This is a genomic window from Pseudomonas sp. S2_F03 (genome assembly GCF_054668335.1).
The window spans coordinates 3,542,696-3,568,380 of the sequence record NZ_CP162759.1 but is presented as its reverse complement, the minus strand read 5'-3'; the positions used below and the strand labels follow the sequence as shown (position 1 = coordinate 3,568,380).

General features: G+C 60.2%; 18 protein-coding genes and 5 pseudogenes. 9 read left to right on the top strand and 14 right to left on the bottom strand.

Going from position 1 to position 25,685, the window contains the following annotated elements:
* Positions 1-89: 89 nt before the first annotated feature.
* From hflX to AB4N76_RS16660, 7 genes and pseudogenes are all read right to left on the bottom strand, one after another.
* Positions 90-1,391, bottom strand: coding sequence for a ribosome rescue GTPase HflX (gene hflX / locus AB4N76_RS16690; protein WP_046028404.1), 1,302 nt, complete (start codon positions 1,389-1,391; stop codon positions 90-92).
* Between the two features lie 12 nt (positions 1,392-1,403).
* Entirely contained in the window at positions 1,404-1,664 is a 261-nt protein-coding gene (gene hfq / locus AB4N76_RS16685) for an RNA chaperone Hfq (RefSeq protein WP_007902656.1), read from the bottom strand.
* A gap of 93 nt (positions 1,665-1,757) precedes the next feature.
* Positions 1,758-2,728: pseudogene (gene miaA / locus AB4N76_RS16680) on the bottom strand (tRNA (adenosine(37)-N6)-dimethylallyltransferase MiaA).
* Positions 2,728-4,638 carry a DNA mismatch repair endonuclease MutL gene (gene mutL, locus AB4N76_RS16675; RefSeq protein WP_460163266.1) on the bottom strand — a complete coding sequence of 637 codons (1,911 nt, stop codon included), beginning with the start codon at positions 4,636-4,638 and terminating at the stop codon, positions 2,728-2,730. The pseudogene miaA and the gene mutL overlap by 1 nt, the downstream one beginning before the upstream one ends.
* Positions 4,635-6,077 carry an N-acetylmuramoyl-L-alanine amidase gene (locus AB4N76_RS16670; RefSeq protein WP_046028399.1) on the bottom strand — a complete coding sequence of 481 codons (1,443 nt, stop codon included), beginning with the start codon at positions 6,075-6,077 and terminating at the stop codon, positions 4,635-4,637. Before AB4N76_RS16670 ends, mutL begins: the two co-directional genes overlap by 4 nt.
* Complete coding sequence (gene tsaE, locus AB4N76_RS16665) at positions 6,078-6,548, bottom strand: tRNA (adenosine(37)-N6)-threonylcarbamoyltransferase complex ATPase subunit type 1 TsaE (RefSeq protein ID WP_077432369.1); 471 nt, start codon at positions 6,546-6,548, stop codon at positions 6,078-6,080. It abuts the gene before it with no gap.
* A complete protein-coding gene (locus AB4N76_RS16660; protein ID WP_460163265.1) occupies positions 6,536-8,035 on the bottom strand; it encodes an NAD(P)H-hydrate dehydratase in 1,500 nt (499 codons plus the stop codon). Before AB4N76_RS16660 ends, tsaE begins: the two co-directional genes overlap by 13 nt.
* Positions 8,036-8,098: 63 nt before the next feature.
* Between AB4N76_RS16660 and queG the strand changes: the two genes are divergently transcribed.
* Positions 8,099-9,193 carry a tRNA epoxyqueuosine(34) reductase QueG gene (gene queG / locus AB4N76_RS16655; protein ID WP_460163264.1) on the top strand — a complete coding sequence of 365 codons (1,095 nt, stop codon included), beginning with the start codon at positions 8,099-8,101 and terminating at the stop codon, positions 9,191-9,193.
* A gap of 76 nt (positions 9,194-9,269) precedes the next feature.
* Here queG and AB4N76_RS16650 read toward each other — a convergent pair whose 3' ends face one another.
* Both AB4N76_RS16650 and orn read right to left on the bottom strand, forming a co-directional pair.
* Positions 9,270-9,881 (bottom strand): trimeric intracellular cation channel family protein, encoded by a 612-nt coding sequence (locus AB4N76_RS16650; protein ID WP_027921991.1) that lies wholly within the window; start codon positions 9,879-9,881, stop codon positions 9,270-9,272.
* A 181-nt stretch (positions 9,882-10,062) separates the two neighbouring features.
* Positions 10,063-10,605: an oligoribonuclease gene (gene orn / locus AB4N76_RS16645; RefSeq protein ID WP_046028395.1), complete on the bottom strand. Its 543-nt coding sequence runs from the start codon at positions 10,603-10,605 to the stop codon at positions 10,063-10,065.
* Positions 10,606-10,713: 108 nt separating this feature from the next.
* On the opposite strand from orn, the pseudogene rsgA reads away from it, so the two are divergent.
* The 4 genes and pseudogenes from rsgA to AB4N76_RS16625 all read left to right on the top strand — a co-directional run bounded on the left by rsgA (position 10,714) and on the right by AB4N76_RS16625 (position 13,812).
* Positions 10,714-11,744 (top strand): annotated as a pseudogene (gene rsgA, locus AB4N76_RS16640) (small ribosomal subunit biogenesis GTPase RsgA).
* 213 nt (positions 11,745-11,957) lie between these two features.
* Positions 11,958-12,365: a TIR domain-containing protein gene (locus tag AB4N76_RS16635; RefSeq protein WP_046028393.1), complete on the top strand. Its 408-nt coding sequence runs from the start codon at positions 11,958-11,960 to the stop codon at positions 12,363-12,365.
* Positions 12,366-12,367: 2 nt separating this feature from the next.
* Positions 12,368-13,327: a caspase family protein gene (locus AB4N76_RS16630; protein WP_046028392.1), complete on the top strand. Its 960-nt coding sequence runs from the start codon at positions 12,368-12,370 to the stop codon at positions 13,325-13,327.
* Positions 13,327-13,812, top strand: coding sequence for a toll/interleukin-1 receptor domain-containing protein (locus tag AB4N76_RS16625; protein WP_077432365.1), 486 nt, complete (start codon positions 13,327-13,329; stop codon positions 13,810-13,812). The genes AB4N76_RS16630 and AB4N76_RS16625 overlap by 1 nt, the downstream gene beginning before the upstream one ends.
* 43 nt (positions 13,813-13,855) lie before the next feature.
* Here the strand turns inward: AB4N76_RS16625 and motB are convergent.
* Positions 13,856-14,892 (bottom strand): annotated as a pseudogene (gene motB / locus AB4N76_RS16620) (flagellar motor protein MotB).
* Between the two features lie 3 nt (positions 14,893-14,895).
* Positions 14,896-15,748: pseudogene (motA, locus tag AB4N76_RS16615) on the bottom strand (flagellar motor stator protein MotA).
* Between the two features lie 166 nt (positions 15,749-15,914).
* Here motA and AB4N76_RS16610 point away from each other — a divergent pair.
* From AB4N76_RS16610 to asd, 3 genes and pseudogenes are all read left to right on the top strand, one after another.
* On the top strand, positions 15,915-17,453 hold the full coding sequence (locus AB4N76_RS16610; RefSeq protein WP_460163263.1) for an HDOD domain-containing protein: 1,539 nt from the start codon (positions 15,915-15,917) through the stop codon (positions 17,451-17,453).
* A 42-nt stretch (positions 17,454-17,495) separates the two neighbouring features.
* Positions 17,496-18,313 (top strand): annotated as a pseudogene (locus tag AB4N76_RS16605) (rhodanese-like domain-containing protein).
* A 17-nt stretch (positions 18,314-18,330) separates the two neighbouring features.
* Positions 18,331-19,191: an archaetidylserine decarboxylase gene (asd, locus tag AB4N76_RS16600; RefSeq protein ID WP_046028385.1), complete on the top strand. Its 861-nt coding sequence runs from the start codon at positions 18,331-18,333 to the stop codon at positions 19,189-19,191.
* A gap of 150 nt (positions 19,192-19,341) precedes the next feature.
* Here asd and serB read toward each other — a convergent pair whose 3' ends face one another.
* Positions 19,342-20,556, bottom strand: coding sequence for a phosphoserine phosphatase SerB (gene serB / locus AB4N76_RS16595; RefSeq protein ID WP_460163262.1), 1,215 nt, complete (start codon positions 20,554-20,556; stop codon positions 19,342-19,344).
* Between the two features lie 135 nt (positions 20,557-20,691).
* Between serB and AB4N76_RS16590 the strand changes: the two genes are divergently transcribed.
* Positions 20,692-22,221, top strand: a complete 1,530-nt coding sequence (locus tag AB4N76_RS16590; protein WP_077432364.1) for an AhpA/YtjB family protein — start codon at positions 20,692-20,694, stop codon at positions 22,219-22,221.
* A gap of 299 nt (positions 22,222-22,520) precedes the next feature.
* Here the strand turns inward: AB4N76_RS16590 and AB4N76_RS16585 are convergent, their stop codons facing one another.
* Positions 22,521-23,234 carry a PqiC family protein gene (locus AB4N76_RS16585; protein ID WP_046028381.1) on the bottom strand — a complete coding sequence of 238 codons (714 nt, stop codon included), beginning with the start codon at positions 23,232-23,234 and terminating at the stop codon, positions 22,521-22,523.
* A gap of 176 nt (positions 23,235-23,410) precedes the next feature.
* Positions 23,411-25,678, bottom strand: a complete 2,268-nt coding sequence (parC, locus tag AB4N76_RS16580; RefSeq protein ID WP_046028380.1) for a DNA topoisomerase IV subunit A — start codon at positions 25,676-25,678, stop codon at positions 23,411-23,413.
* Positions 25,679-25,685: the final 7 nt, after the last annotated feature.

The window sequence follows — 25,685 nt, the reverse complement described above, 5'->3', positions numbered from 1 at the left end:
TCCATCTGATAAAGCAAAGACGCACCCACGGCGCGCCGACCAATGCTACAGAATGCCTGTCACCACGACACAACCGCTTTCTCAGGCTTTTATTGCAAAGTGTGTTGCTCGATGAAGTCATTGGGCTGCAAACCTTCGCGGCTCACCAGTCGATTCAACTCGGCTCGTGGCAAACGAACGGCCAGCAAACTGATGCCTTCGTCATCGTGTTCTTCTTTCTGTACCGCACCGAGTTCGAAAAACTGTGCACGCAGTCGAGCAAAGCGGCTCGGCAAGCGCAAGGTACCGATAAACAATTCACTGCCGAGTAACTCGGCAATGGCTTGTTCAAGCAATTCCAGACCCGTGCCATCACGCGCCGACAGCCAGACCCGCTGGGGTCTGCCGTTTTCGTCGCGCTGGATTTGTGGCTCAACGCCTTCAAGCAAATCGAGTTTGTTATAGACCTCGAGTATCGGCAAGTCCTGGGCACCAATCTCACCCAGCACCACCATCACCTGCTCGATCTGCAACATGCGATCTGGTTCGGCCGCATCGATCACGTGCAACAACAGGTCGGAGTTGCTCGACTCTTCGAGGGTAGACCGAAATGCCTCGACCAGCTTGTGGGGCAAGTGGCGAATGAAACCTACAGTGTCCGCCAGGACAATCGGCCCCAGATCGTCTAAATCCAGACGGCGCAGGGTCGGGTCCAGCGTGGCAAACAATTGGTCAGCCGCGTAGACGTCGGATTTCGTCACGTTATTGAAGAGCGTGGATTTACCGGCGTTGGTATACCCCACCAGCGACACGGTAGGGATATCCGCACGCATGCGGCCACGTCGCGACTGTTCACGCTGGCTGCGCACTTTCTCCAGCCGGCCCTTGATCTGTCGCAGGCGAACCCGCAGCAAACGGCGGTCGGTTTCCAGTTGCGTTTCACCCGGGCCACGCATGCCGATACCGCCACCTTGGCGTTCAAGGTGGGTCCAGCCACGAACCAGCCGGGTGCTCATGTGGTCAAGCTGGGCCAGTTCTACCTGGAGCTTGCCTTCATGGGTACGGGCGCGTTGGGCGAAAATATCGAGAATCAGACCGGTACGGTCGATCACGCGACACTCGAAAACACGTTCGAGGTTACGTTCCTGACTGGGCGTGAGGACGTGATTGAAAATCACCAGATCGGCCTCTTCGGCCTTGACCAGGTCGCGTAGCTCCTCGACCTTGCCGCTGCCAATCAGGAATTTGGCGGTTGGCCGATGACGCGGCACGTTAAAAAACGCAACGGTCTCGGCGCCCGCCGAATTAGCCAATTCCTGAAACTCCTGCGGATCTTCGCGCGCCTCAGGGTCCTGTCCATCCAAGTGAACGAGGATTACTCGCTCACCACCACCGTGGCGCTCAAAGAACAAAGGAGACTCCTATCAGGCGTTACCTGGCTCAGCGTCACCCGCTTCGGATTCGGTTGCGCTTGGCAGACGAATTGGACGAACCGGCACCACTGTCGAGATAGCGTGTTTGTAAACCATTTGGCTAACGGTGTTTTTCAGCAGGATAACGAACTGGTCGAAAGACTCGATCGTGCCTTGCAGTTTGATCCCGTTGACCAGGTAGATGGACACCCCAACTTTCTCTTTACGTAAAGTATTCAAGTAAGGGTCTTGTAGCGAATGCCCTTTTGACATGTGCCGCACTCCTTTAAGGATTCAATATAAAAAATAGGTAAACAGATGGCTTTAGCCGTCACACCCCCAAGGATAGACGGCAATTGCAAGGACTCAGCTCAATATGGAGATGGTCCCCAAGTATTTCAAGGCGCGCGGCAGATTGTCGCAATCGAGGCTGTCCAACCAGTGTAAATCAGCCCAACTGCGCAGCCAGGTGAACTGACGCTTTGCCAATTGGCGCGTGGCAATGATTCCACGCTCCTGCATCTCGGCTTGTGTCAGCTTGCCATCCAGGTAATCCCAGACTTGTCGGTAGCCTACCGCACGTATAGACGGCAACCCTGAATGCAGGTCACTTCTCTTACGCAGGGCTACGACCTCGTCAATGAATCCCTGTTCCAACATTAAAGTGAATCTTTGTTTAATTCGCTCGTGCAATACCTGACGATTTGCCGGAGCAATGGCCAAGTTCGCGACAGTATAGGGCAATTGTTGCAGTCCCGAGGCGGCTGCTTCAGTACTTTGCACAGATTGTCGCAACCTGAGCTCAGTCATGCTCTGACCACTGACGCGATAAACTTCCAGTGCCCGACTGAGCCGCTGCGGATCGTTTGGATGAATACGCGCGGCAGACTCAGGGTCAATCGCCGCCAATTGCTCGTGCAGCGCTTGCCAGCCAAGGCGTGCAGCCTCTTCCTCGATCTGCGCGCGGACGTCGGGATCGGCCGCGGGCATGTCCGCCAGACCTTCGACCAAAGCCTTGTAATAGAGCATTGTGCCGCCCACCAGCAGCGGAATTTTCCCCGTGCGGTGATATCGGCCATCGCTTCCAGGGCATCACGACGGAAATCGGCGGCCGAATAGCTCTCGGCCGGGTCGAGAATGTCGATCAAACGGTGCGGAAATTCGGCCAGGATTTCTTTTGAAGGTTTGGCGGTGCCGATGTCCATGCCCCGATAGACCAGCGCCGAATCGACACTGATCAGCTCGCACGGCAGGACCTTGGTCAGCTCGATGGCCAAGTCGGTCTTGCCCGCAGCGGTCGGGCCCATCAGGAAAATCGCAGGAGGGAGCTGGCTCATCAACGACCGCGCAAGAACAGTTTGTCCAGATCGTCCAGGCCCAATTGGGTCCAAGTCGGTCGGCCATGGTTGCATTGACCGCTGCGCTCGGTGTTTTCCATGTCGCGCAGCAGGCCGTTCATTTCCGGGATCGCCAGGCGTCGATTCGCCCGAACCGCGCCGTGACAGGCCATCGTCCCGAGCAGCTCGTTCAGATGCGCCTGAATCCGGTCGCTGGTGCCGTATTCCATCAGATCAGCCAAGACATCACTGACCAAGCGATTGGCTTGCGCTTGCTTGAGCAAGGCAGGAATTTGCCGGATGGCCAGGGATTCCGGCCCCAGGCGTTGCAATTCGAAGCCCAGGCGCTGGAACCACGCGATGTGCTCTTCGGCACAATCGGCCTCACGCTGGCTGACGGCCAGCGATTCCGGCACCAGCAGCGGCTGGCCGCTCAGGCCTTCGCTGGCCATGGCTATTTTCAGGCGCTCGTACATGATCCGCTCATGGGCCGCGTGCATGTCCACCAGCACCAGCCCTTGAGCGTTTTCCGAAAGAATGTAGATCCCTTTGAGCTGCGCCAGTGCATAACCCAGCGGAGGAATATCGTCTTGCCCGGCCGGCAGTGCGACCGCATTGGCCTCGGGCAATGGCGCGAAAAATTCACGATAGGCAGCCTGGGCTTCCGCGACCGGCACGCCGGACTGAGGCCGTGGCGTGTATTGGTACTGATAACCGGCGCCGGCGCCCGAGCCCGCCGGGGGATTGAACGATGGCTGCGCCTGCGGCTGCTCCAGCAGCGCATTGGCGGCCAGACGCATTTCACCCTGCGGGCCGAACTCGCCGGCGTCGAGGCCGGTAGGTCGAACGATGGCCGTTTCAACCGGTGCGGCCAGATGGTCTTCCGGCCGCACATCGCCCAAGGCGCGGTGCAAAGTGCCATAGAGGAAGTCGTGAACCATGCGCCCGTCACGGAAGCGAACTTCGTGTTTGGTCGGGTGCACGTTGACGTCGACGCCCGCCGGATCCACTTCAAAAAACAGCACAAACGTCGGATGCCGGCCATTGAACAGCACGTCGCGATAGGCCTGGCGCACCGCGTGGGCCACCAGTTTGTCGCGCACCGCGCGGCCATTCACAAAGAAATACTGCAAGTCGGCCTGGCTGCGGTTGAACGTCGGTAGGCCGACCCAGCCCCACAAATGCAGGCCGTTGCGCTCGATTTCGATCGGTAATGCCTGCTCCAGGAAACCCGAGCCACAAATGGCTGCCACACGCCGGGCACGGGCCGCATCGTCGTGGGCTTCGTGCAGGCTGAGAATGGTCTTGCCGTTATGGCGCAGGTGAAAGGCAACATCGAAACGCGCCAGCGCCAGACGCTTGATCACTTCTTGCAGATGATCGAATTCGGTTTTTTCGGTCTTGAGAAATTTGCGCCGAGCCGGGGTGTTGAAGAACAGATCGCGCACTTCCACGGACGTGCCCACCGGATGGGCTGCCGGCTGCACGCGAGGCGCCATGTCCCGGCCTTCGGTTTCGACCTGCCAGGCCTGATCGGCGTCGCGGGTGCGGGACGTCAGGGTCAGGCGCGCCACGGAGCTGATCGAGGCCAGTGCTTCACCGCGAAAGCCCAGGCTCATGACCTGTTCAAGGTCTTCCAGGTTACGGATCTTGCTGGTGGCGTGTCGGGCCAGGGCCAGCGGCAGGTCATCGGCAGAAATGCCGCTACCGTCATCGCGCACCCGCAGCAGCTTGACGCCGCCCTGCTCGACATCGACATCGATGCGCTTGGCGCCGGAGTCGAGGCTGTTTTCCAGCAATTCCTTGATTACCGAAGCCGGGCGCTCAACCACTTCACCGGCGGCAATCTGGTTCGCCAGTCGCGGGCTGAGCAGCTCGATGCGAGCGCTGTTGATCACGACCTGATTCATTCTTTGGCCGCCAACTCAGTGCCTGGAATGGTCAAGTGCTGACCGATCTTGAGCTCATCACTGGACAGGTTGTTGGCGCTGCGCAGCGTGGCTGGCGAAACCTGATAGCGTACGGCGATCATCGCCAGGGTCTCACCCGGACTCACCCGGTGATCACGGGGGCCCTGGGCGATTTTGCCGGAGTCACGCAGCCAGGCAATGTAGGTGCCCGGTGGCGGATTCTGCTGGAAGAACTGGCGCACGCCGCTGCTGATCGAACGCGCCAGCGCCTGCTGATGATTCGAGGAGGCCAGTTTGGAAGCTTCGTTGGAGTTGGAGATGAACCCGGTTTCCACCAGGATCGACGGGATGTCTGGCGACTTCAGCACCATAAACCCGGCTTGTTCCACACGCTGCTTGTGCAGTGGAGTGACCCGCCCGATGTTGCTCAGGACTTTCTGGCCGACGTTCAGGCTGGACGTCAGCGACGCGGTCATCGACAGGTCGAGCAGCACACCCGCGAGCATGCGGTCCTTGTCATCGAGGCTGACGTTGCCGGCACCGCCGATCAAGTCGGAGCGGTTTTCACTGTCCGCCAGCCAGCGTGCCGTTTCCGAAGTAGCGCCACGATCAGACAGGGCAAACACCGACGCACCAAAGGCGGCGGCCGACGGCGCGGCATCGGCGTGGATCGAAACGAATAGGTCGGCGCCTTTCTTGCGGGCAATTTCAGTACGTCCGCGCAACGGGATGAAGTAGTCGCCGGTACGGGTCAGTTCGGCACGGAAGCCTTTCATGCCATTGACCTGACGCTGCAATTCACGGGCGATGGCCAATACCACGTCTTTTTCCTTCTGGCCGCGAGAGCCTGAAGCGCCAGGGTCTTCACCACCGTGGCCGGCGTCAATCACCACAAGGATGTCGCGCTTGCCAGCCGGTGCCGGTGGAAGCTTGATCGCAGGCTCAACCGGCGTGACTGGCACTGCCGGCATCGTGGCGACCGAAGGGGTTGGAGTCGGTGTCGGCGTGGGAGACGGCGCGGCATCGGCGGCGCTATCAAACAGATCCACCACCAGTCGGTTGCCGTACTGAGCGTTCGGTGCCAGGGAGAAGCTTTTCGGGGTCACGGCCTTTTTCAGGTCGATGACCACCCGCAAGTCGGTCGGCGTGCGTTGAGCCGAGCGCATGGCAGTGATCGGAGTATTGGAGGTGTTGACGTTCAGCGGCGCGCCGAGTGTCGCACCATTGATGTCGATTACCAATCGATCCGGGGCAGTCAGCGTGAACACGCTGTGTTGCACGGGCCCTGTCAGGTCGAACACCAGCCGTGTGTTGTCTGGCGCCCGCCACAGGCGAACACTGTTGACCTTCGCATCGGCCAAAGCGTCGACGGTCACCGCCAAAAACAACAATCCTACGGCAGCTACCATCGCGCGAAAGCGCATACCTGACCCCATCATTTAATTGGATTCCAATGCCAAAGCGGCACACCAAATCTCGCCACGCGAGCCTTGGGATAAAATTTTCAGCGAACGCCCGCTGTCTTGCGGGCTAATGGTAATGGTCAGGTCGGGCTTTGGCAAAAAGCCTGCACCTTTATCGGGCCATTCGATCAGGCACAGGGCGTCGTCCTCGAAATAGTCGCGAATACCGAGGTACTCCAGCTCTTCCGGATCGACCAAACGGTACAAGTCGAAATGGAAGGCACGAATGTCGCCGATCTCATAGGGTTCAACCAGGGTAAAGGTCGGACTTTTCACCGCGCCTTCATGCCCCAAACCGCGAATGATGCCCCGCGACAGCGTGGTTTTCCCCGCCCCCAGGTCCCCTTCCAGAAAAATCAGACCGTGCCCTTCGGTGGTTTTTGCGATACGTGCGCCAAATGCAGTCATCGCCTCTTCATCAGCCAGGTACAGGGTTACTTCAGACACGGTGCTTGCTCCTCCAACAACTGACGAATGGCCGGGATCAGATCACTGGCCGCCAGCCCACGGCCGAATTTACCTTGTTGCTCACCCGCATTGGCATGCAGCCAAACCGCCAGGCAGGCGGCGTCGAACGCCTGCATGCCTTGGGCCAGCAACGCCCCCACCAGACCGGCCAATACATCGCCCAAGCCCGCAGTGGCCATGGCCGGATGGCCTTGATGACACACGGCAAGGCGTCCATCGGGATTGGCGATCAGGCTGCCAGCGCCTTTCAACACCACGACAGCTGTATATTTTTTGCTCAACGCATGCGCCGCCGCCGGGCGATCAGCCTGCACCTGGGCAGTGCTGACCCCAAGCAATCGCGCCGCTTCGCCTGGATGCGGGGTGATCACGCAATCCTTGGGCAGTCTCACGTGTTCTTCGGCCAGGAGGTTCAGCGCATCGGCGTCCCAGACTTGCGGCAACGCTGCATTGGCGGCCGCCGACAGCAAACTGCGCCCCCAGGCAGCCTGCCCCAAGCCCGGACCGACCACCAGCACGGACACTTTTTGCAGCAGTTCCATCAACTGATTGGCCGACGAAGTGCCCAACACCATGGCTTCCGGAATTCTCGCCAGCGCGGCTGGCACATGTTCACTGCGGGTTGCCACCGAGACCATGCCGGCACCGCTGCGCAGCGCGGACTGTGCGCTCAGCAGGATCGCGCCACCCAAACCGCGATCACCACCGATCAGCAACACATGGCCGAATTTGCCCTTATGAGAAGTCGGGGATCGGGGCGCAGGACGCGGCAGGTTACCGGCCGTCAGACGACGAGCGCTGATCGCCGCAACTTCAATGAGCTGTGGATCGGCGTGCAAATCATTGAAAACCAGGTCGCCGACCACATCCGCGGCATCGCCGGTGAACAGCCCCAGCTTCAATCCAATGAAGGTGACGGTGAGCTCGGCTTGTACTGCAATACCGAGGACGCGACCGGTATCGGCGCACAGACCGGAAGGGATATCCACCGATGCCACCGGCAACGCACAGGCATTGATCGCCGCGATGGCGTCGGCGTAGAGCGCTCGCACCTCACCCGTCAGACCGGTGCCCAGCAATGCGTCCAGCACGATGCCGCTCAGTTGGGCTTGTGCCGACCAGGCGTCGATAGAGACGCTCTCGGACACTGCCTCGGCATGCGCCAACGCCGCATCACCCTGCAATCGCTGGGGATCACCCACCGCCAGGATGCGAACCGACCAACCCGCACGCTTGGCCAGCACCGCGACCAGATAACCATCGCCAGCGTTATTGCCGTGACCGGCCAGCACAGTGAGTTCATTGGCCGACGGCCATTGACGGACCAGCGCACGCCAGGTCGCCCGTGCGGCGCGCTGCATCAATTCGAAGCCCGGTGTGCCGGCCGCGATCAGGCTCGCATCGAGCCCTCGGACCTGCGCGGCGCTGTACAGCGCGTCGGGTAAATCATCTTTAGTGTGCGGCATGCGTCTTCAGGCTCCGATGTCTGGCAGAATTATACGCACCTCAGCTCCGGTTTCTCTCGCCTCATGCCCGCAATTACTACAGACCTGCCCGCCCTCGCCCAATCCATCAAGGACTGGGGCCGCGAGCTGGGCTTCCAGCAAGTCGGCATCAGCGGCCTCGACCTGGCCGAGCATGAGCAGCACCTGGAGCGCTGGCTCGCCGCCGGCTACCACGGCGAAATGGACTACATGGGCGCCCATGGCAGCAAACGCTCGCACCCGGAAGAGCTCGTCCCTGGCACCTTGCGCGTGGTTTCCCTGCGCATGGACTACCTGCCGGGTGACACCCAGATGGCGCAATTGCTGGGAAAACCGGAAAAAGCCTATGTGTCGCGTTATGCCTTGGGCCGCGATTACCACAAGTTGATCCGTAAACGCGTGCAACAACTGGCCGATAAAATTCAGGCCCAGATCGGCCCGTTTGGTTTCCGCGCCTTCGTCGACAGCGCCCCGGTGCTGGAAAAAGCCATCGCCGAACAGGCCGGTCTTGGCTGGATCGGCAAAAACACCCTGGTCTTGAATCGAAAAGCCGGCAGTTACTTCTTCCTCAGCGAACTCTTTGTCGATCTGCCGCTGCCGGTCGATCCACCCCATGCCACCGAACATTGCGGCCGCTGCACCGCGTGTCTCGACATCTGTCCGACCAACGCGTTCGTAGGCCCCTACGTGCTGGACGCCCGGCGCTGCATTTCCTACCTGACCATCGAACTGAAAAGCGCGATCCCGGAAGATTTACGCCCCTTGATCGGCAACCGCGTGTTCGGTTGCGATGACTGCCAGATCGTCTGCCCGTGGAACCGCTTCGCCCGCCCCTCCGGCGAAAGCGACTTCAAGCCACGGCACAACCTGGACAACGCCGAACTGGCCGAACTGTTCATGTGGGACGAAGACAAATTCCTCAGCAGCACCGAAGGCTCGCCTTTACGCCGGGCCGGTTACGAGCGCTGGCTGCGTAATCTGGCGGTAGGGCTGGGCAATGCGCCGTCGAGCATTCCGGTGCTGGAAGCTTTGAAAGCACGCCGGGATTACCCGTCGGAGTTGGTGCGCGAACACGTCGAGTGGGCGCTCGACAACACGGACTCCTGTAGCAGCTGCCGAAGGTTGCGTCCGGCTGCGTAGCAGTCGCCTTCCCGGAAAGCGAGTCCTGCGGCCTCGGACGCAACCTTCGGCAGCTGCTACAGGGACCGTGTAGGCCTTAAGCCTCGTCGTTGTAGACGAACTTCGGCATTTCCCAATGAAAACGAATTGCCAGCAATCGCAGCAGGAAGCCACCAAACAGCGTGATCAAAATCGCCTGTTCACCGGGTAATTGCAGGTAGATGCAGAGCATGTAGCACCACGCCGCCGCGAACGAGACGCTGGCGTAGAGCTCGCGGCGAAAGATCAGCGGGATGTCGTTGCAGAAGATGTCGCGCAGGATGCCGCCGAACACCCCGGTAATCACGCCGCTGACCGAAGCCACCAGCATGCCGTGGCCCATTTCCAGCGCGGTCATGCAGCCGATCAGGGTGAACGCCACCAGGCCCACGGCGTCGAGCACCAGGAACAGGGAACGCAGGTGGCGCATCCAGCGCGCGGTGAACACCGTGACCATGGCCGCGACCGAGGTCAGCACCAGGTATTCCGGGTGCTTGACCCAAGTCAGCGGGTAGTGCCCGAGCAATACGTCACGCACCGAACCACCGCCCAGCGCCGTGATGCAAGCGATCAACACCACACCAAACCAGTCCATACCGCGACGGCCGGCAGACAGCGCGCCCGTCATGGCTTCGGCGGTGATGGCGATCAGGTAAAGCATCAGCAACATGGCGGCGGTCCTTGCAGAAAGGCGCGCAGTCTACTCACTTCACCGAGGCACCAAAAGAGGGCGATCATCGCGCAGGACCGCGTCGCCTGCATCGCGGGCAAGCCTTGCTCCTACAAAATCAGCGCGGACAACGCACTTGTAGGAGCAAGGCTTGCCCGCGATGGCGTCACCCGAGACTCAATCAGAACTTGATGAAGTTCTTGCGGTAGTGCTGCAACTCGGCAATCGATTCGCGGATGTCGTCCAGCGCCAAATGAGTGCTACCTTTTTTGAAGCTGTCGCGCACGTCCGGCGCCCAGCGTGCGGCCAGCTCTTTGAGGGTCGATACGTCGAGGTTGCGGTAGTGGAAGTAGCTTTCCAGGGATTTCATGTGCGTATAAAGGAAGCGGCGGTCCTGGCAGATGCTGTTGCCGCAAATCGGCGACTTGCCTTTCGGCACCCACTGTTCCAGGAAGGCGATGGTCTGGGCTTCGGCTTCAGCCATGCTGATCCGGCTGTCACGAACGCGCTGGGTCAAGCCCGAGCCGCCGTGTTGGCGGGTGTTCCACTCGTCCATGCCGGCGAGGATTTCGTCGCTGTGGTGAATGGCGATCACCGGACCTTCGGCCAAGGTGTTCAGGTCACTGTCAGTGACGATGGTGGCCATTTCGATGATGACGTCGGTATCAGGGTTCAGACCGGTCATTTCCAGGTCGATCCAGATCAGATTTTGCGAGTTTTGCATGTGTCGGCTCCTAGGCAATGCTGCGCAGTTTAGCCTAGGCAACCGGCGGGGCGTGCTAAACTCGCGGCCGTTTTACCTAATCGCTGCATTCTTTGATACGGAACACCCATGGCCAAACGCCAACTCAATCGTCGTCAAAACTGGCGCATCGAAAAGATTCAGGGCGAACGCGCTGCCCGCGCCGCCAAACGCGAGTCCTCGGCTGTCGAGGCACTTGAGGGTGGCGACCTGGGTCCGGAACAGACCGGCCTTGTGATCGCGCACTTCGGTGTGCAGGTCGAAGTCGAGGCGCTGGATGGCGAACTGGCTGGCCAGGTGTTCCGCTGTCACTTGCGTGCCAACCTCCCGGCTCTGGTAACCGGCGATCAAGTGGTCTGGCGCGCCGGCAACCAAGGGATCGGCGTGATCGTGGCGCAACTGCCGCGTAAAACCGAACTCTGCCGCCCGGACAGCCGTGGCCAGCTCAAGCCTGTTGCCGCGAACGTCGACATGATCGTCATCGTTTTCGCCCCGCTGCCCGAGCCTCACGCCAACCTGATCGACCGGTACCTGGTCGCCGCCGAGCACGCCGGTATCCGGCCGTTGCTGCTGCTGAACAAATTCGACCTGATCGACGAGCAGAACGCCCCGGCGCTGAATGCCTTGCTGGCGGTCTACCGCACGCTCGGTTACCCGGTGCTGGAAGTATCGGCGCACCACGGCAATGGCATGGAGCAACTGCAGGAACAACTGGACGGACGCATCAGCGTGTTCGTCGGCCAGTCCGGTGTCGGCAAGTCGTCGCTGGTCAACAGCCTGCTGCCGGAAGTCGAAGCCCGTGTCGGCCCGCTGTCCGAGTTGTCCGGCCAAGGCACCCACACCACGACCACCGCGCGGTTGTTCCACTTCCCCGGTGGCGGTGAGTTGATCGACTCCCCGGCATTCGTGAATTCGGCCTGGGCCACGTCAGCCGTGCCGATGTCGAAGCCGGTTTCATCGAGTTCAACGACCTGATCGGCACCTGCCGCTTCCGCGACTGCAAGCACGACCGCGAACCGGGTTGCGCGCTGCTCAAGGCCCTCGAAGAAGGCCGCGTGCAGCAACAACGGATGAACAGCTACCGCTCGATCATCGCCAGTTTGCCTGAAACCAGTTACTAAACAGACGTATCGGCAGCCTCACGCCTGAGAGGCTGCCGATTACAAATCCCCCGCCCTGCAAAACTCCCCGCGTTTTAAACGTCAGACCTTTCGGTCAGCCTGGCGCCTACCTGCTTGCAGGATGTTTCTCTTTATCCGCGCAGGTCTTGCGGGGGCAATTCAGACGCCTAAATTCGGTTCCTCTTCGCACTGTCGCGATACCGAGGGACAACCATGCAAACCTACCATTTGTTCATCAGCCATTCGTGGAACTACTCTGACGCGCACGACAATCTGGTGCGACTGCTCACTGCGCAACCATCGTTCCAATTCAAAAATTTCTCAGTTCCGCCGCACAACCCGATTGTCGGCGCACAAACCGACAAACAACTTGAAGAAGCCATCGAGAACAAGATCCGTCCCTGCTCGGCGGTGCTGATCATGGCCGGCATGTATTCCACCTATAGCAAGTGGATCAACAAGGAAATCGAGATCGCCAAGCGCATGGGCAAGGTGATTATCGCGATCAAACCATTTGGTGCCGAGCGGATCTCCACGGTGGTGCGGGACGCGGCACATGCTGAATGCGCGTGGAACACCAACAGCATCGTCAGTGCGATTCGCCTGCATACGGCGGGGTGATCATGCGCAAGGGACTGTTTATCGGCATCAATCATTACACGCATGTCGCGCCGCTCACCGGCTGTAACAATGACGCCATCGCCATGGCCTCGATATTGGAGCGGCATGCGACGGGCAAACCCAACTTCAAAAACCTGGTGCTGACATCTGCCGAGGAGTACCTGAGTCGCCAGATGCTGGAAGAGAACATCAAGCAATTGTTTTCCGGCGACTGCAATGTGGCACTGCTGTACTTCGCCGGACATGGCCACTTCGAAAGCGGTATCGATGAAGGCATGCTGATTCCCCAGGATTATCGCTGCAGCAACGATGGGATTCGCATCAGCGACATCCTTCAGTGGGCGAACGCCGCCGACAAGATCAAAAACAAAGTCATCATTCTCGATTGCTGTGAAGCGGGTGCTGCGGGCGAAATGCGCAGTCTGCGCGGGGGCGCCAGCATGATCGGCGAAGGCATGACGATATTGACCGCCTGCAAGAAAGCCCAATCAGCCCTGGAAGAATCCGGCCACGGCGTGTTCACCGGCCTGCTGCTGCAAGCGCTTCACGGCGGTGCCGCCAACGTATTGGGCCAGATTACGCCCGGCAGCCTGTATTCGTTCGTAGACAACGCGCTGGGCGCCTGGGATCAACGTCCGGTGTTTAAAACCAACGTGTCGCAATTCATCGCCCTGCGCGACGTCCCGCCGCTGATCCTGGAAGAAATACTGAGCCAGTTACCCGAATGGTTTCCCGAGGCCCAGTCTGTGTACGCCCTCGACCCCAGCTACGAGCCCACCGAAGCCACGTATGACCCGGACCACGGTCACATCTTCAAGCAGCTGCAAAAGTGCAATCGCCATAGCCTGATCGAACCGGTGGATGCCGAACACATGTACTACGCGGCCATCAACGCCACCGGATGCCGCCTCACCGCCCTCGGTGCCTATTACCGCGAACTCGCGCTCAAAGGACATTTCTGATGCCCGTGTTTATCAGCTACCGCCACACCGACCGCGCCTATGCGATGGCCATTAACACGCGCCTGACGCAAGCGAACATCAAGACCTACCTCGACGTGCTGGACCCGGAGTCGCAGACCACTGAAGACATCACTACTGTGATCACACGCAATATCACCGAATGCACGCACCTGATGGCCGTGGTCTCGGAGCAGACTGCACAGTCGTGGTGGGTGCCGTTCGAAATCGGCGAGGCCACCATCAGCAATCGAAGGATCTGCTCGTACAAGATCGGCCCCAGCGCACTGCCGCAGTACCTCGATAAATGGCCGAAATTGAGCGGCGAGAACGACATCAACTTCTTTATCGATGCCTATCGCGAGGAGCTGGTCTCCAAACGCTCAATGGGGCTGGAGTCGTTCAGCGAATCCGTTCGCGGCACTCACCGGCGTGATGCCGAACTGTTCCATGACCAGCTCAAGAACCGCATTCGACGGGGTTTCTGACTGGCACAAAAAAGCCGACATCGCTGTCGGCTTTTTTTGTGGGTCACTGCTTCGGCGGTTCCGCCGGTTTCGGTGGCGGGTTTTCGAAGAGATTCAAACGTTCGCGAAGCTCATGGGCCGGCAGCGGTTCTTTATCCGCCGGCAATGCGATTGGATCGACCGGTTTGGCCGGCACTTCGCCCGGGCCGCCCTGCCCTTGGGCTGGCGCCTGCTCTGGCGCAGGTTCTGCACCTTGCGAACCTTCAATGGCCTTTTGGGCTTTCTTGGTCAGCACCACGATGTCGATCCGGCGGTTGACCGGATTGAACGGGTTTTCGCGATCGAACAGCGCCGACGAGGCATAACCGACTACCCGCGCCACTTGCTGATCGGGATAGCTGCCGGCCACCAGCGCACGGCGAGCGGCGTTGGCACGGTTGGCCGAGAGTTCCCAGTTACCGAAATCACCGGTGCCCGAGTACGGTTTGGCATCGGTGTGGCCGCTGATGCTGATCTTGTTCGGCACCGCTTTGATGGTGTCGGCCATGGCCAGCAGGATGTCTTCGAAATACGGCTTCAGGCGCGCACTGCCGGAATCAAACATCGGCCGGTTTTCGGCGTCCATGATCTGGATGCGCAAACCGTCCGGTGTGGATCTCGAACAGGATCTGGTCCTTGAATTTCTGCAGCTGCGGATTTTCATCGACCTTGTTCTGCAATTCTTGCAGCAACAGTTCCAGGCGCTCCTTTTCAACCAGCTCGGCCATCCCTTCGATCTGCTCGGTGTCGACGGTGACTCTGTCTGGCTGAGGCTGGGACTTCACCCTCAGGGTTGAGGGTCTTCTCCGGCGCCAGGGTGGGCGAACCACCCAGATCAATGATGAACGGGGTGCCACTTTCGGTGAAGCCGACCGGGTCCTTGAAGTAACCGGCGATGGCAATCTTCTGTTCTGGTGTTGCGGTGGAGAGCAGCCACAGCACCAGGAAGAACGCCATCATCGCCGTCGCGAAGTCCGCGAAAGCGATTTTCCAGGAGCCCCCGTGATGCCCGCTCGCGTATTTCTTGACGCGCTTGATGATGATCGGCTGGTTATTTTCCATGACTTAGCGACCGCGAACCGCTTGTTCCAGCTCAGCGAAGCTAGGGACGGTGCGCCGGATACAGAACCTTGCGACCGAATTCCACGGCCAGCGATGGCGGCATGCCGGATGCCGAAGCCACCAGCGACGCCTTGATGGCCTCGTAGACGTTCAGCTCTTCCTTGGCATCGTGGGCCAGGGCGTGGGCCAACGGGCCAAAGAAACCGTACGCGGCGAGAATACCGAAGAAGGTACCGACGAGTGCCGCACCGACGTGCACACCGATCATTTTCTGATCGCTTTCGCCCAGGGAGGCCATCGTCACCACGATACCCAGTACCGCCGCCACGATACCGAAACCCGGCATGGCGTCGGCAATGCCGTTTACCGCGTGGGAAGGGTGATCCAGGTCTTCCTTGAGGCTGGTCAGCTCCATGTCGAACAGGCCTTCCAGCTCATGGGGCGCCATGTTGCCGGACGACATGATGCGCAGGTAGTCGCAGATGTACGCCGTCATGCGGTCATCTTTGAGCACCGCCGGGTACTTGGCGAAGATCGGGCTCGCCGCGGCATCTTCGATGTCGCCTTCGATGGCCATCATGCCTTCGCGGCGGCTTTTGTTGAGGATCTCGTAAATCAGCCCCAGCACTTCAAGGTAGAAGGTGTGGTTGAAACGCGAGCTGAACATCCCGAAAGCTTTCTTGAGAACGTGCTTGACCATATGGCCCGGGTTGGCCTGCAGGAATGCGCCAAGTGCCGCACCACCGATAATCATTACCTCGAAAGGCTGAATAAGGGCGGCAATCTTGCCGTGGGAGAGCACGTATCCGCCGAGCACGCTCGCGAATACGACAATGATGCCGAGAATTTTAGCCATAGGTAGGAGAGCACTTACTGAGTCGGGTTCCAGGTCATATTCGGAGGTCGAAAAATCTCTTCTTCTCCTTATCGGCAAAACTGCGCCAGACTATAGCCCGTTCAAGCGAAAAGCTAATTTAGCCTACTCCGGGCATAGGTAATGCAGACGAAGATTGCGTCCAACCATGGCTAACCAAACGAACATTCCAACTCAAAAACCGACCACGCTTGAAGGCTGGGTCAAGCTGCTCGATGGCGTGCGTCTGCCGGTTCCGCAGGACAGTCACGATCGTGTGTGCAGGGCCATAACTGACAGCCGCAGTTCGCTTCGCGACATTGCGGAATTGATGCAAGACAGCCCGGCCCTGGCCTTGAGCATCATTCGTGAAGCCAATCGGCACACCCACGGCAGCATGACCGAGCCTGCGGAAAACCTTGAAGTGGCGATCAATCGCCTCGGCTCGAAACGCACCGAAGAACTGCTCGCCCGCCTGCCCGCGGAGCCGCAATCGCAGATTCCGGTTGCCTTGCGCCAACTGCAATTGATCAGCCAGCACGCGACGCAGCAGGCCAATGGTTTTTTTGCCGGTCGACTGGCGCGGCTGTGGCAGGACATTCACTGGGGCAGCCTGCTGTTTCTCTCGCCGCTGTGGCCGATGGCACTGACCCATCCGCAGTTGCTTGAAGAGTGGGAACTGCGGGTCATCCATCAAGGTGAATCGGCGCGAAAAGTCGAGAAGCAGTTGTTCGGCGTACGTTTGCTGGAGATTTGCCAGGCACTGGTGAGCATCTGGCGCCTGCCGATCTGGGTGGAACAAGGTTATCGCCTGCTGCTGACCGAGCAGCGCGAACTGGTCCAGGTCTTGCGCATTGCCCGCGACAGCGATCATCCGTTGCGCCAGCAAAACCGCCTGGATGACGATCCGACGCTGCGCCGCTGGCTCAATCAGCCGGCCAATACCGTGCTGCTGGCCAACGGCCTGGCACTGTCGGCGCAACAGGCGTGGGACAGCCCTCACAGCGAGCGCTGGCAGTACCTGACCAGCCTTTATCTGCAAATGCCGATGGCCGAGGTGCAGCAGCAATTGCACCAACAAGCCGCCAACAGCGCCCGACTGCATGCCATGCCGGACCTGTGGCACCCCGCCGCCTCGCTGCTCTGGCCAACAGGCACGAATCGTGTCCACGCCAGGTTGCTTCCGGCAGCGGCACCGACCACCGAAGACCTGGCGAAGTGGCGCAGCCAATGTGCCGAGTTGCTGGTAGAACCCAGCCCCTTCACCAACGCCATGCACTTGACCACCTCTGCTCGGGACGCCCTGGTCGCGTGCGGGATGCGCCGAGTGATGATTTTGATGGCCGACCGCACGCACGCCAATCTGCGGGCGCATCAGGTCGCCGGGTTGCCAACAGAAACGGCCGGCCTGAACCTGATGGTCAGCCAAAGCTCGGTGCTGCAACGGCTGCTCTCGCAACAGGCTCAGGTGCGCCTGACACCCGCCAATAACGCCCAGTTTTCGGCCTTGTTGCCGGCCAGCCTGCGTGCGCAATTCCGTGGCGAACACCTGTTGCTGCGCTCGCTGGTCAACAATGGGCGGGTGATCATGGTGGTGGTGGCGGATCAGGGCGGCGGGCCGTTCTCGGAAATCACCGTGCAAGCCTTCGGCAAAACTGCGCAATGCATCGAGAAAGCCTTGAACACCTTTAGCCACCGCGGCCAATGACGCTGCGTTACAATCCACACTTTTGTGCTCTGGAGACCTCACATGTCTGACTTCTCTGGCTTGCCGCTGGTGATCGAGCCGAGCGACTTGCTCCCTCGCCTCGAGGCCCGCGACCTGATTCTGGTGGACCTGACCAGCAGCGCTCGCTATGGCGAAGGGCACCTTCCCGGCGCGCGCTTTGTCGACCTCAAGCGCACGCAACTTCGGCCAGGCTGCCTGCGCCGGGGCTGATGCCTGCGCAAGCGGCACTCGAAGCGTTGTTTGGTGAGTTGGGACACAACCCCAATGCGGTCTACGTCGTTTATGACGACGAAGGCGGTGGCTGGGCCGGGCGTTTTATCTGGCTGCTGGATGTCATTGGCCACCGCAACTACCACTATCTGGACGGCGGACTGCCGGCCTGGCTGGCTGAAGGTTTGCCGATGTCGATCCAAATCCCGCCTTCGGTTGGCGGCCCGGTGGCATTGACCCTGCACGACGAACCTACGGCCACCCGCGAATACCTGCAAAGCCGTCTCGGCGCCGCCGACCTGGCGATCTGGGATGCGCGCGGACCGCTGGAGTACTCCGGCGAGAAAGTGCTGGCGGCCAAGGGCGGGCATATTCCCGGCGCGGTCAATTTCGAATGGACCGCGGGCATGGATAAGTCGCGCAACTTGCGCATTCGAACGGACATGCCGCAGATCCTCGAACAGCTCGGCATCACCAAAGACAAAGAAGTGATTACCCACTGCCAGACTCACCACCGTTCTGGCTTCACCTATCTGGTGGCCAAATCCCTCGGTTATCCGCGGGTCAAAGGCTACGCCGGTTCCTGGGGCGAATGGGGCAACCATCCCGACACCCCCGTAGAGATTTAAGGTTTTAAGGACAGTTAATGAATAAGCGTCTGTTTATCCTCAGCCAATACCTGCTGCCCCATCACTTGCTCTCGCGACTGGCCGGCTGCATTGCCGAATGCCGCGTGCGCTGGTTCAAAAACGCCTTTACCGCCTGGTTCGCCAAGCGTTACCAGGTGGACATGTCCCAGGCGCTGGTCGAAGACCTGACCGCCTACGAACACTTCAATGCGTTCTTCACCCGTGCCTTGAAAGACGGGGCGCGTCCACTGGACGAAACACCGGGCGCGATCCTCAGCCCGGCCGACGGTGCGGTCAGCCAACTCGGCCCGATCGAACACGGCCGCGTGTTCCAGGCCAAGGGTCACAGCTTCAGCGTGCTGGAACTGCTGGGTGGTGATGCGGCGAATGCCGCGCCGTTCATGGGCGGTGATTTCGCGACCATTTACCTGTCGCCGAAGGACTACCACCGCGTGCACATGCCGCTGGCCGGCACCTTGCGCGAGATGGTCTACATCCCGGGCCGTCTGTTCTCAGTGAATCAGACCACTGCTGAAAACGTCCCGGAACTGTTCGCCCGCAACGAGCGCGTCGCGTGCATTTTCGACACCGAGCGCGGGCCGATGGCCGTGGTACTGGTGGGCGCGATGATTGTCGCGTCGATTGAAACCGTCTGGGCAGGATTGGTCACGCCGCCGAAACGCGAGCTGAAAACCTTCCGCTACGACGAAGCCGCCCGCGCACCGATCCACCTGGAAAAAGGTGCGGAGCTGGGTCGCTTCAAACTGGGTTCGACCGCTGTTGTGCTGTTCGGGCCGGATCAAGTGCAATGGTCGGAAGAAATGACCGCTGGCGTCTCGGTGCAGATGGGCCAGGGCATGGGCCAGCCAAAGGCCTAAAGGCCAAACTGCATCCCTGTGGGAGCGGCGTGCGGCGATCCGACTTGCCCGCGAAAGCGTCGGCACAGACAACATAGATGTTGGATGTTCCGACCTCTTCGCGGGCAAGTCGGATCGCCGCACCGCCGCTCCCACATTTATTTGCGCTGCCTAGAGCTGACCGTCGCGATCGCGGAAACCCAACAGGTACAGCACGCCATCCAGCCCCAGGGTGGAAATCGCCTGCTTCGCCGACTGTTTCACCAGTGGCTTGGCACGGAACGCTACGCCCAACCCGGCAATCGCCAGCATCGGCAGATCGTTGGCACCGTCGCCGACTGCAATGGTCTGCTCCAGACGCAAACCTTCCTTGTGCGCCAGTTCACGCAGCAAGTCGGCCTTGCGCTGTGCATCGACAATCGGCTCGACCGCGACACCGGTGACCTTGCCGTCAACCACTTCCAGTTCGTTGGCAAACACGTAATCGATCCCCAGCTTGGCCTGCAATTGCTTGGCGAAGTAGGTGAAGCCGCCCGACAGGATTGCCGTTTTGTAGCCCAGGCGCTTGAGTTCGGCAAACAGGGTTTCGGCGCCTTCGGTCAGACGCAGCGAGGCGCCGATCGAATCCAGCACGCTGACGTCCAGGCCTTGCAGCAACGCCAGACGCTCCTTGAAGCTGGCGCGAAAATCCAGTTCACCGGCCATGGCCCGCTCAGTGATGGCCGAAACCTGTTCACCCACGCCAGCGGCCTTGGCCAGCTCGTCGATCACTTCGGCTTCGATCAGGGTCGAGTCCATGTCGAACACCGCCAAGCGACGGTTGCGCCGGAACAGCGAATCCTCCTGGAAGGCGATATCGACGTTCAGCTCCTGAGCAACGCTCAGGAACTCGGCACGCAGTGCCTGTGGATCAGCCGCTTCGCCGCGCACCGAAAACTCGATGCAGCCCTTGCCCTTGTCGGCCGGAGTGTCCAGCGGCATGCGCCCGGACAGGCGATCAATGTGATCGATGTTCAGGCCATATTTGGCCGTGATCGAACTCACGGCCTGCAACTGTTCGGCGGTCACTTTGCGGGTCATTAGCGTCACGATGTGGCGTTTCTTGCCCTGATTGCCGACCCACTGCTGGTAATCCTCTTCGGACACCGGCGTGAAACGGACCTGTTGATCGAGCTCGTACCCCTTGAACAGGATGTCCTTGAGCACCGACTTGCCTTGCTCGGTACCCGGAATTTCAACCAGGATGCCAAACGACAGGGTGTCGTGGATCACCGCCTGACCGATGTCGAGAATGTTCACACCACCCTGGGCCAGAACGCCGGTAATGGCCGCAGTCAGACCCGGACGGTCGACTCCCGTGATGTTTATCAGGACGATTTCGCGCAAGGCGCACCCCCGCAAGTGGAAAAAAACCGCATTCTACCCACTTTCAGTGACCATCGGGCACCGTGAGCGCTTTGACGGCCTAGGGCCTGTCGCTATACTGCGCGTCAACTTCACGGACAAAAGAGCCGAGCGCAAGTGAACCGGCCCACGCCAGTAAAAACCGATAACTTCTTTCTGCTGATCTTCCGTGCACTGCGCCACCGCCGTGTACCGATTGCATTGCGCATCGCCAGCCATAACGTGATCCTGGTCGCCTTGGCCCTGGTGATCTACGCCTGTGTGATGGGTTTGCAGTTCAAGCAGGCCATGCATGAGCAGGCCGATGCGCTGGGCGAAAGCCTGACCACGCAGACGGCCACGTCCGCCACGGAGCTGTTGGTGTCCAACGACATCCTCAGCCTCAACGTGCTGCTCAACAACCTGACCAAAAACAAGCTGGTGGCCCACGCGGCCATTTATAGCGTGGATAACCGCATCCTCGCCGAAGCCGGTCAGCGTCCCAAGCACAGCCTGCTGGGCGAAGCCGAGGGCATGTACCAGAGCAAGATCACCTTCCAGGACGTGACCGCCGGGCAACTGCGCATCAGCCTGGACATGGATCAGTTCCAGCAGCCGATGACCATCAGCCTGCAAAGCATGGGCATTTTGAGTGCGATCCTGCTGGCATTGTCCCTGGCCCTGAGCCTGCGTTTGGGTCGGCACATCTCTACACCGCTGCTGCAATTACGCGTATGGCTGCGCAACATCGACGAATACACCCCGGCCACCGAGCGTCAGGATGAGATCGGCGATCTGGCCCGTCAGCTGCACGCCAATTTCGCTCCGGAGCCCGCCGAGCCGGAACCGCTTCCCGAGCCTGAAGACGACAGCGATTACGAAGACGCGGACGACAACGAGCCGACCTTCGAAGTACGCAACCTGCGTGACCCGAGTTTCGATGAAACCAAACCGGTAGCCAGCCTCAAACCGGCGCCACGGCACATAGTCAGCACCGTTGAAGACGACGATGACGACGATGCGTTCGCAGACCTGCGTGATGAGTCGGTCGCCAGCGCGCCGAAGCCGGCAGCAAAACCGGTAATTTCCAATGTGCCGCAACACAGCGCCGTCCTGGCCGTGCAACTGGGCGCTCAGGATCAACTGCGTCGCCTGCCACGCACTCGTCTGGAAGAGCTGCTCAAACGCTATCGCGACTGTCTCGATCAGGCTGCCTCGCTCTATCAGAGCGAACTGCACACCCTGAACGATGGCAGCACGCTGATGCTGTTCCACACCGAAGACAGCGGCGATGACTACCTGACCAACGCGATCTGCTGCGGCGAGCTGCTGCGGGCGCTGGGCCATCAGTTGCAAATCGAGGTCGCGGACAGCGGCATTACCCTGCAATTGCAGCTCGGGCTGACGCTGGGCGAGGAATTGTTCGGAATGAGTCAGATCGACCTGCTGCTGACCGAATCCGCCCAGGATGCCCTGGCCCTGTCGCAACACAGCCGCAACCTGCTGCTGGTGGAGCGCAAGATCAGTGACGACGTGCTGATTCGTCAACGCGCGCGGATTCGTCCGATTGCCAGCCCCGAGGGTGCTTGCTGCGTGGAGCGACTGATGGAACCTTATCCATCGATGCTGGAGCGACAACTGGCGCGGATGCATGAGCGCCGGGCGTAAGCCTTAGCCTGTAACAATGAAGCCCGCAGATGAGTGATCATCTGCGGGTTTTTTGTGGGTGCCATGTAGCAGCTGCCGAGCCTGCGAGGTTGCGTTCTCCTCGACCCGCGCTCGGGCTTGGGCTTGGGCTTGGGCCCAACAGGCGTAAGGGCAATGGGCTTATTCAGTCAGACTGTACTCACAGGATTTGCGAGGACTTCGTCCTCGAACGCAGCCTCGCAGGCTCGACAGCTGCTACACGCTCATTCAGAAACAACAAAGCCCGCACAGGGCGGGCTTTGCTTTGGATCAATCCAGACTTAGAACCTGAACACTTCCATATCGGTCCGGATTGGCGATGCCATCGGGATCTTCGGCTGTTTCTCTTGCTCGGCCGCTGGAGCCACAGGCTTGGCCGCCGGCTTTTTTGGTGCTTCCGCGATTGGCGGCTGATTGGCCAATGGTTTGAGCGCCACCGACAATTGCTCGGCCAGGCGCTGCAACAACACGCCTTGGGCCTGTACCTGCGCTGCCGTACCACCCGCGTGCTGCTCTTGCAGGTGAATGATGCGGTTATCGCGAACCTGACCACGACGGTCGATCAAACGCCATTGCGCATCCAGGATGGCCGGTTGCGACGCGCCCGAATCCAGGCGAGTAATCGTCAGCAGTACCTGGACATCTGGCGTGAAACCGGTTGTGGCGGGCGCCAGCACAACACGCTGACTGTCCAGATGACCGGCGACCTGACGCAGCAACAGCTGATCAATGTCAGAGGACAAGCTACCCGCCCAACGACCATCCGTCGACGCTTGCAGACTGCCATCGGGCTGACGCTGCAACAAGGTTTCACGTTGCAGGTAATCGGCGACCGTTACCGGGCCCAACAATACCGCCATACCCGCGCTTTGCGCAGGTGCAACCGGGCTTCCGCTGTCCAGTTGATACAGCGACACCGGCTGGTGAACGCTGCAACCCGCCAGGCCAAGAACGCCGGCGAGCATCAAAATAAAAGGAAGGCGCAGAGCAGTCATCGTCCCATCCAGGTGATTGCCACAAGGCTAACCACAGTGAAAATACTCAATAAATATGAAGAACGCTCGACCACGCCGGCGCTTGAAAGGCCATATCATCCGTGAATATGCGTTCCGACTCCAGCGCCAAAGCGTCGATCTACGCGTTAAATCGTAGATCGAGGCCTCTAGGACGCTTAATTGAGGTTTTCGACGAGCAGCGCATCTACCCTCTGAAAGCCCCGCGGCAACTTGTTACCACGACGCCCACGCTCACCTTTGTAGTGTTCGAGGTCGTCCGCTTTCAGTGACAAGGTACGTTTTCCAGCCTGCAGCACCAAAGTGGCACCCTCCGGCAGAACGGCGATGTCCGTCACATATTCTTCGCGATTGGCCACACGCTCACCGGTGATCCCGATGATCTTGTTGCCTTTGCCCTTCCCTAATTGTGGCAGGTCGCTGATCTTGAAGATCAGCAGGCGACCTTCGGTCGTCACCGAAGCCAGCCAGTTGTTCTCGCGATCGGCCACCGGGCGCGGAAGAATGACCTTCGAGTTGCTCGGCAGGCTCAAGAGTGCCTTGCCGGCCTTGTTCTTGGCCTGGAAGTCTTCACCTTTGACCACGAAGCCATAACCGGCGTCGGAGGCAATCACGTACAGCGAATCATCTTCCGGCATCAGCACGCATTCGAAGCTTGCGCCTGGTGGTGGCGTCAGACGACCGGTCAGCGGTTCGCCCTGGCCGCGAGCCGACGGCAGGGTGTGCGCCGCCACCGAATAACTGCGCCCGGTGGAGTCGATAAACACCGCAAACTGGTTGGAGCGACCGGCCGCCAGCGCCTTGAACCCGTCCCCGGCCTTGTAGGAAAGCCCGGTGGCGTCGATTTCGTGCCCCTTGGCCGAGCGAACCCAGCCTTTTTCCGACAGCACGACGGTCACTTTCTCGTTCGGCAGCAGATCGTGCTCGGTCAGGGCCTTGGCCTCGGTCCGCTCGACGATCGGCGAACGACGGTCGTCGCCATAGGTTTCGGCGTCCTTGATCAGCTCGGTGCGCACCAGCTTTTTCAGCTTGGTTTCGCTGCCCAGCAGGGCTTGCAGCTTGGCTTGCTCCTTGAGCAACTCATCCTGCTCGTCACGCAGCTTCATCTCTTCCAGTCGTGCCAACTGACGCAAACGGGTGTCGAGGATGTAGTCGGCCTGGATTTCGCTCAGGGCGAAACGCGCGATCAGGGCGGCTTTTGGATGCTCCTCGGTCCGGATAATGTGAATCACTTCATCCAGGTTGAGGTAGGCAATCAATAAACCGTCCAACAGGTGCAAGCGACGCTCGACCTTGTCGAGGCGGAATTGCAGGCGGCGACGCACGGTCTGAACCCGGAACTCCAGCCACTCGACCAGCAGCGCACGCAGGTTTTTCAGCTGCGGCTTGCCGTCCAGGCCGATGATGTTGATGTTGACCCGGTAGCTCGACTCCAGCTCGGTGCTGGCGAACAGGTGCTGCATCAGTGCGTCGTGGTCAAAGTTTTTGCGTGCGCCCGGAATGATCACGATCCGGCACGGGTTTTCGTGGTCGGATTCGTCGCGCAGGTCAGCGATCTGCGGCGCCTTGGACGGCTTGGCCTGCATCATCGCGGCGATCTGTTCCAGCACCTTGGCACCGGAGACCTGATGCGGCAGCGCGGTCACGATGATGTCGCCATCTTCGATGTGGTACACGGCGCGCATACGCACCGAGCCCTTGCCGGTTTCGTACATTTTCAGCAGGTCGGCGCGCGGGGTGATGATTTCCGCTTCGGTCGGGTAATCCGGGCCCTGGATGTGTTCACAGAGCTGTTCGACCGTGGCTTTGGGCTCATCGAGCAAACGCACGCAGGCTGTCGCGACTTCGCGCAGATTATGCGGCGGCACGTCAGTGGCCATGCCCACGGCGATGCCGGTGGTGCCATTGAGCAGGATGTTCGGCAAACGTGCTGGCAACACCAGCGGCTCGTCGAGGGTGCCGTCGAAGTTCGGGCCCCAGTCCGCAGTGCCCTGGCCCAGTTCGCTGAGCAGCACTTCGGAGTAACGGGACAGGCGCGCCTCGGTGTAACGCATGGCCGCGAACGACTTGGGATCATCCGGTGCACCCCAGTTACCCTGACCGTCGACCAGCGTGTAGCGGTAGCTGAACGGCTGGGCCATCAGGACCATGGCTTCGTAGCAGGCCGAGTCGCCGTGCGGGTGGAACTTGCCGAGCACGTCACCGACGGTACGCGCCGATTTCTTGTGCTTGGAATCGGCGTCCAGCCCCAACTCGCTCATCGCGTAGATGATGCGCCGCTGTACCGGTTTCAGGCCGTCGCCGATATGCGGCAAGGCACGGTCCATGATCACGTACATGGAATAATTGAGGTAGGCATTTTCGGTGAAGTCAGCCAGTGACCGGCGTTCTACACCGTCCAGGCTGAGATCAAGGGAGTCGCTCATGCGGGCC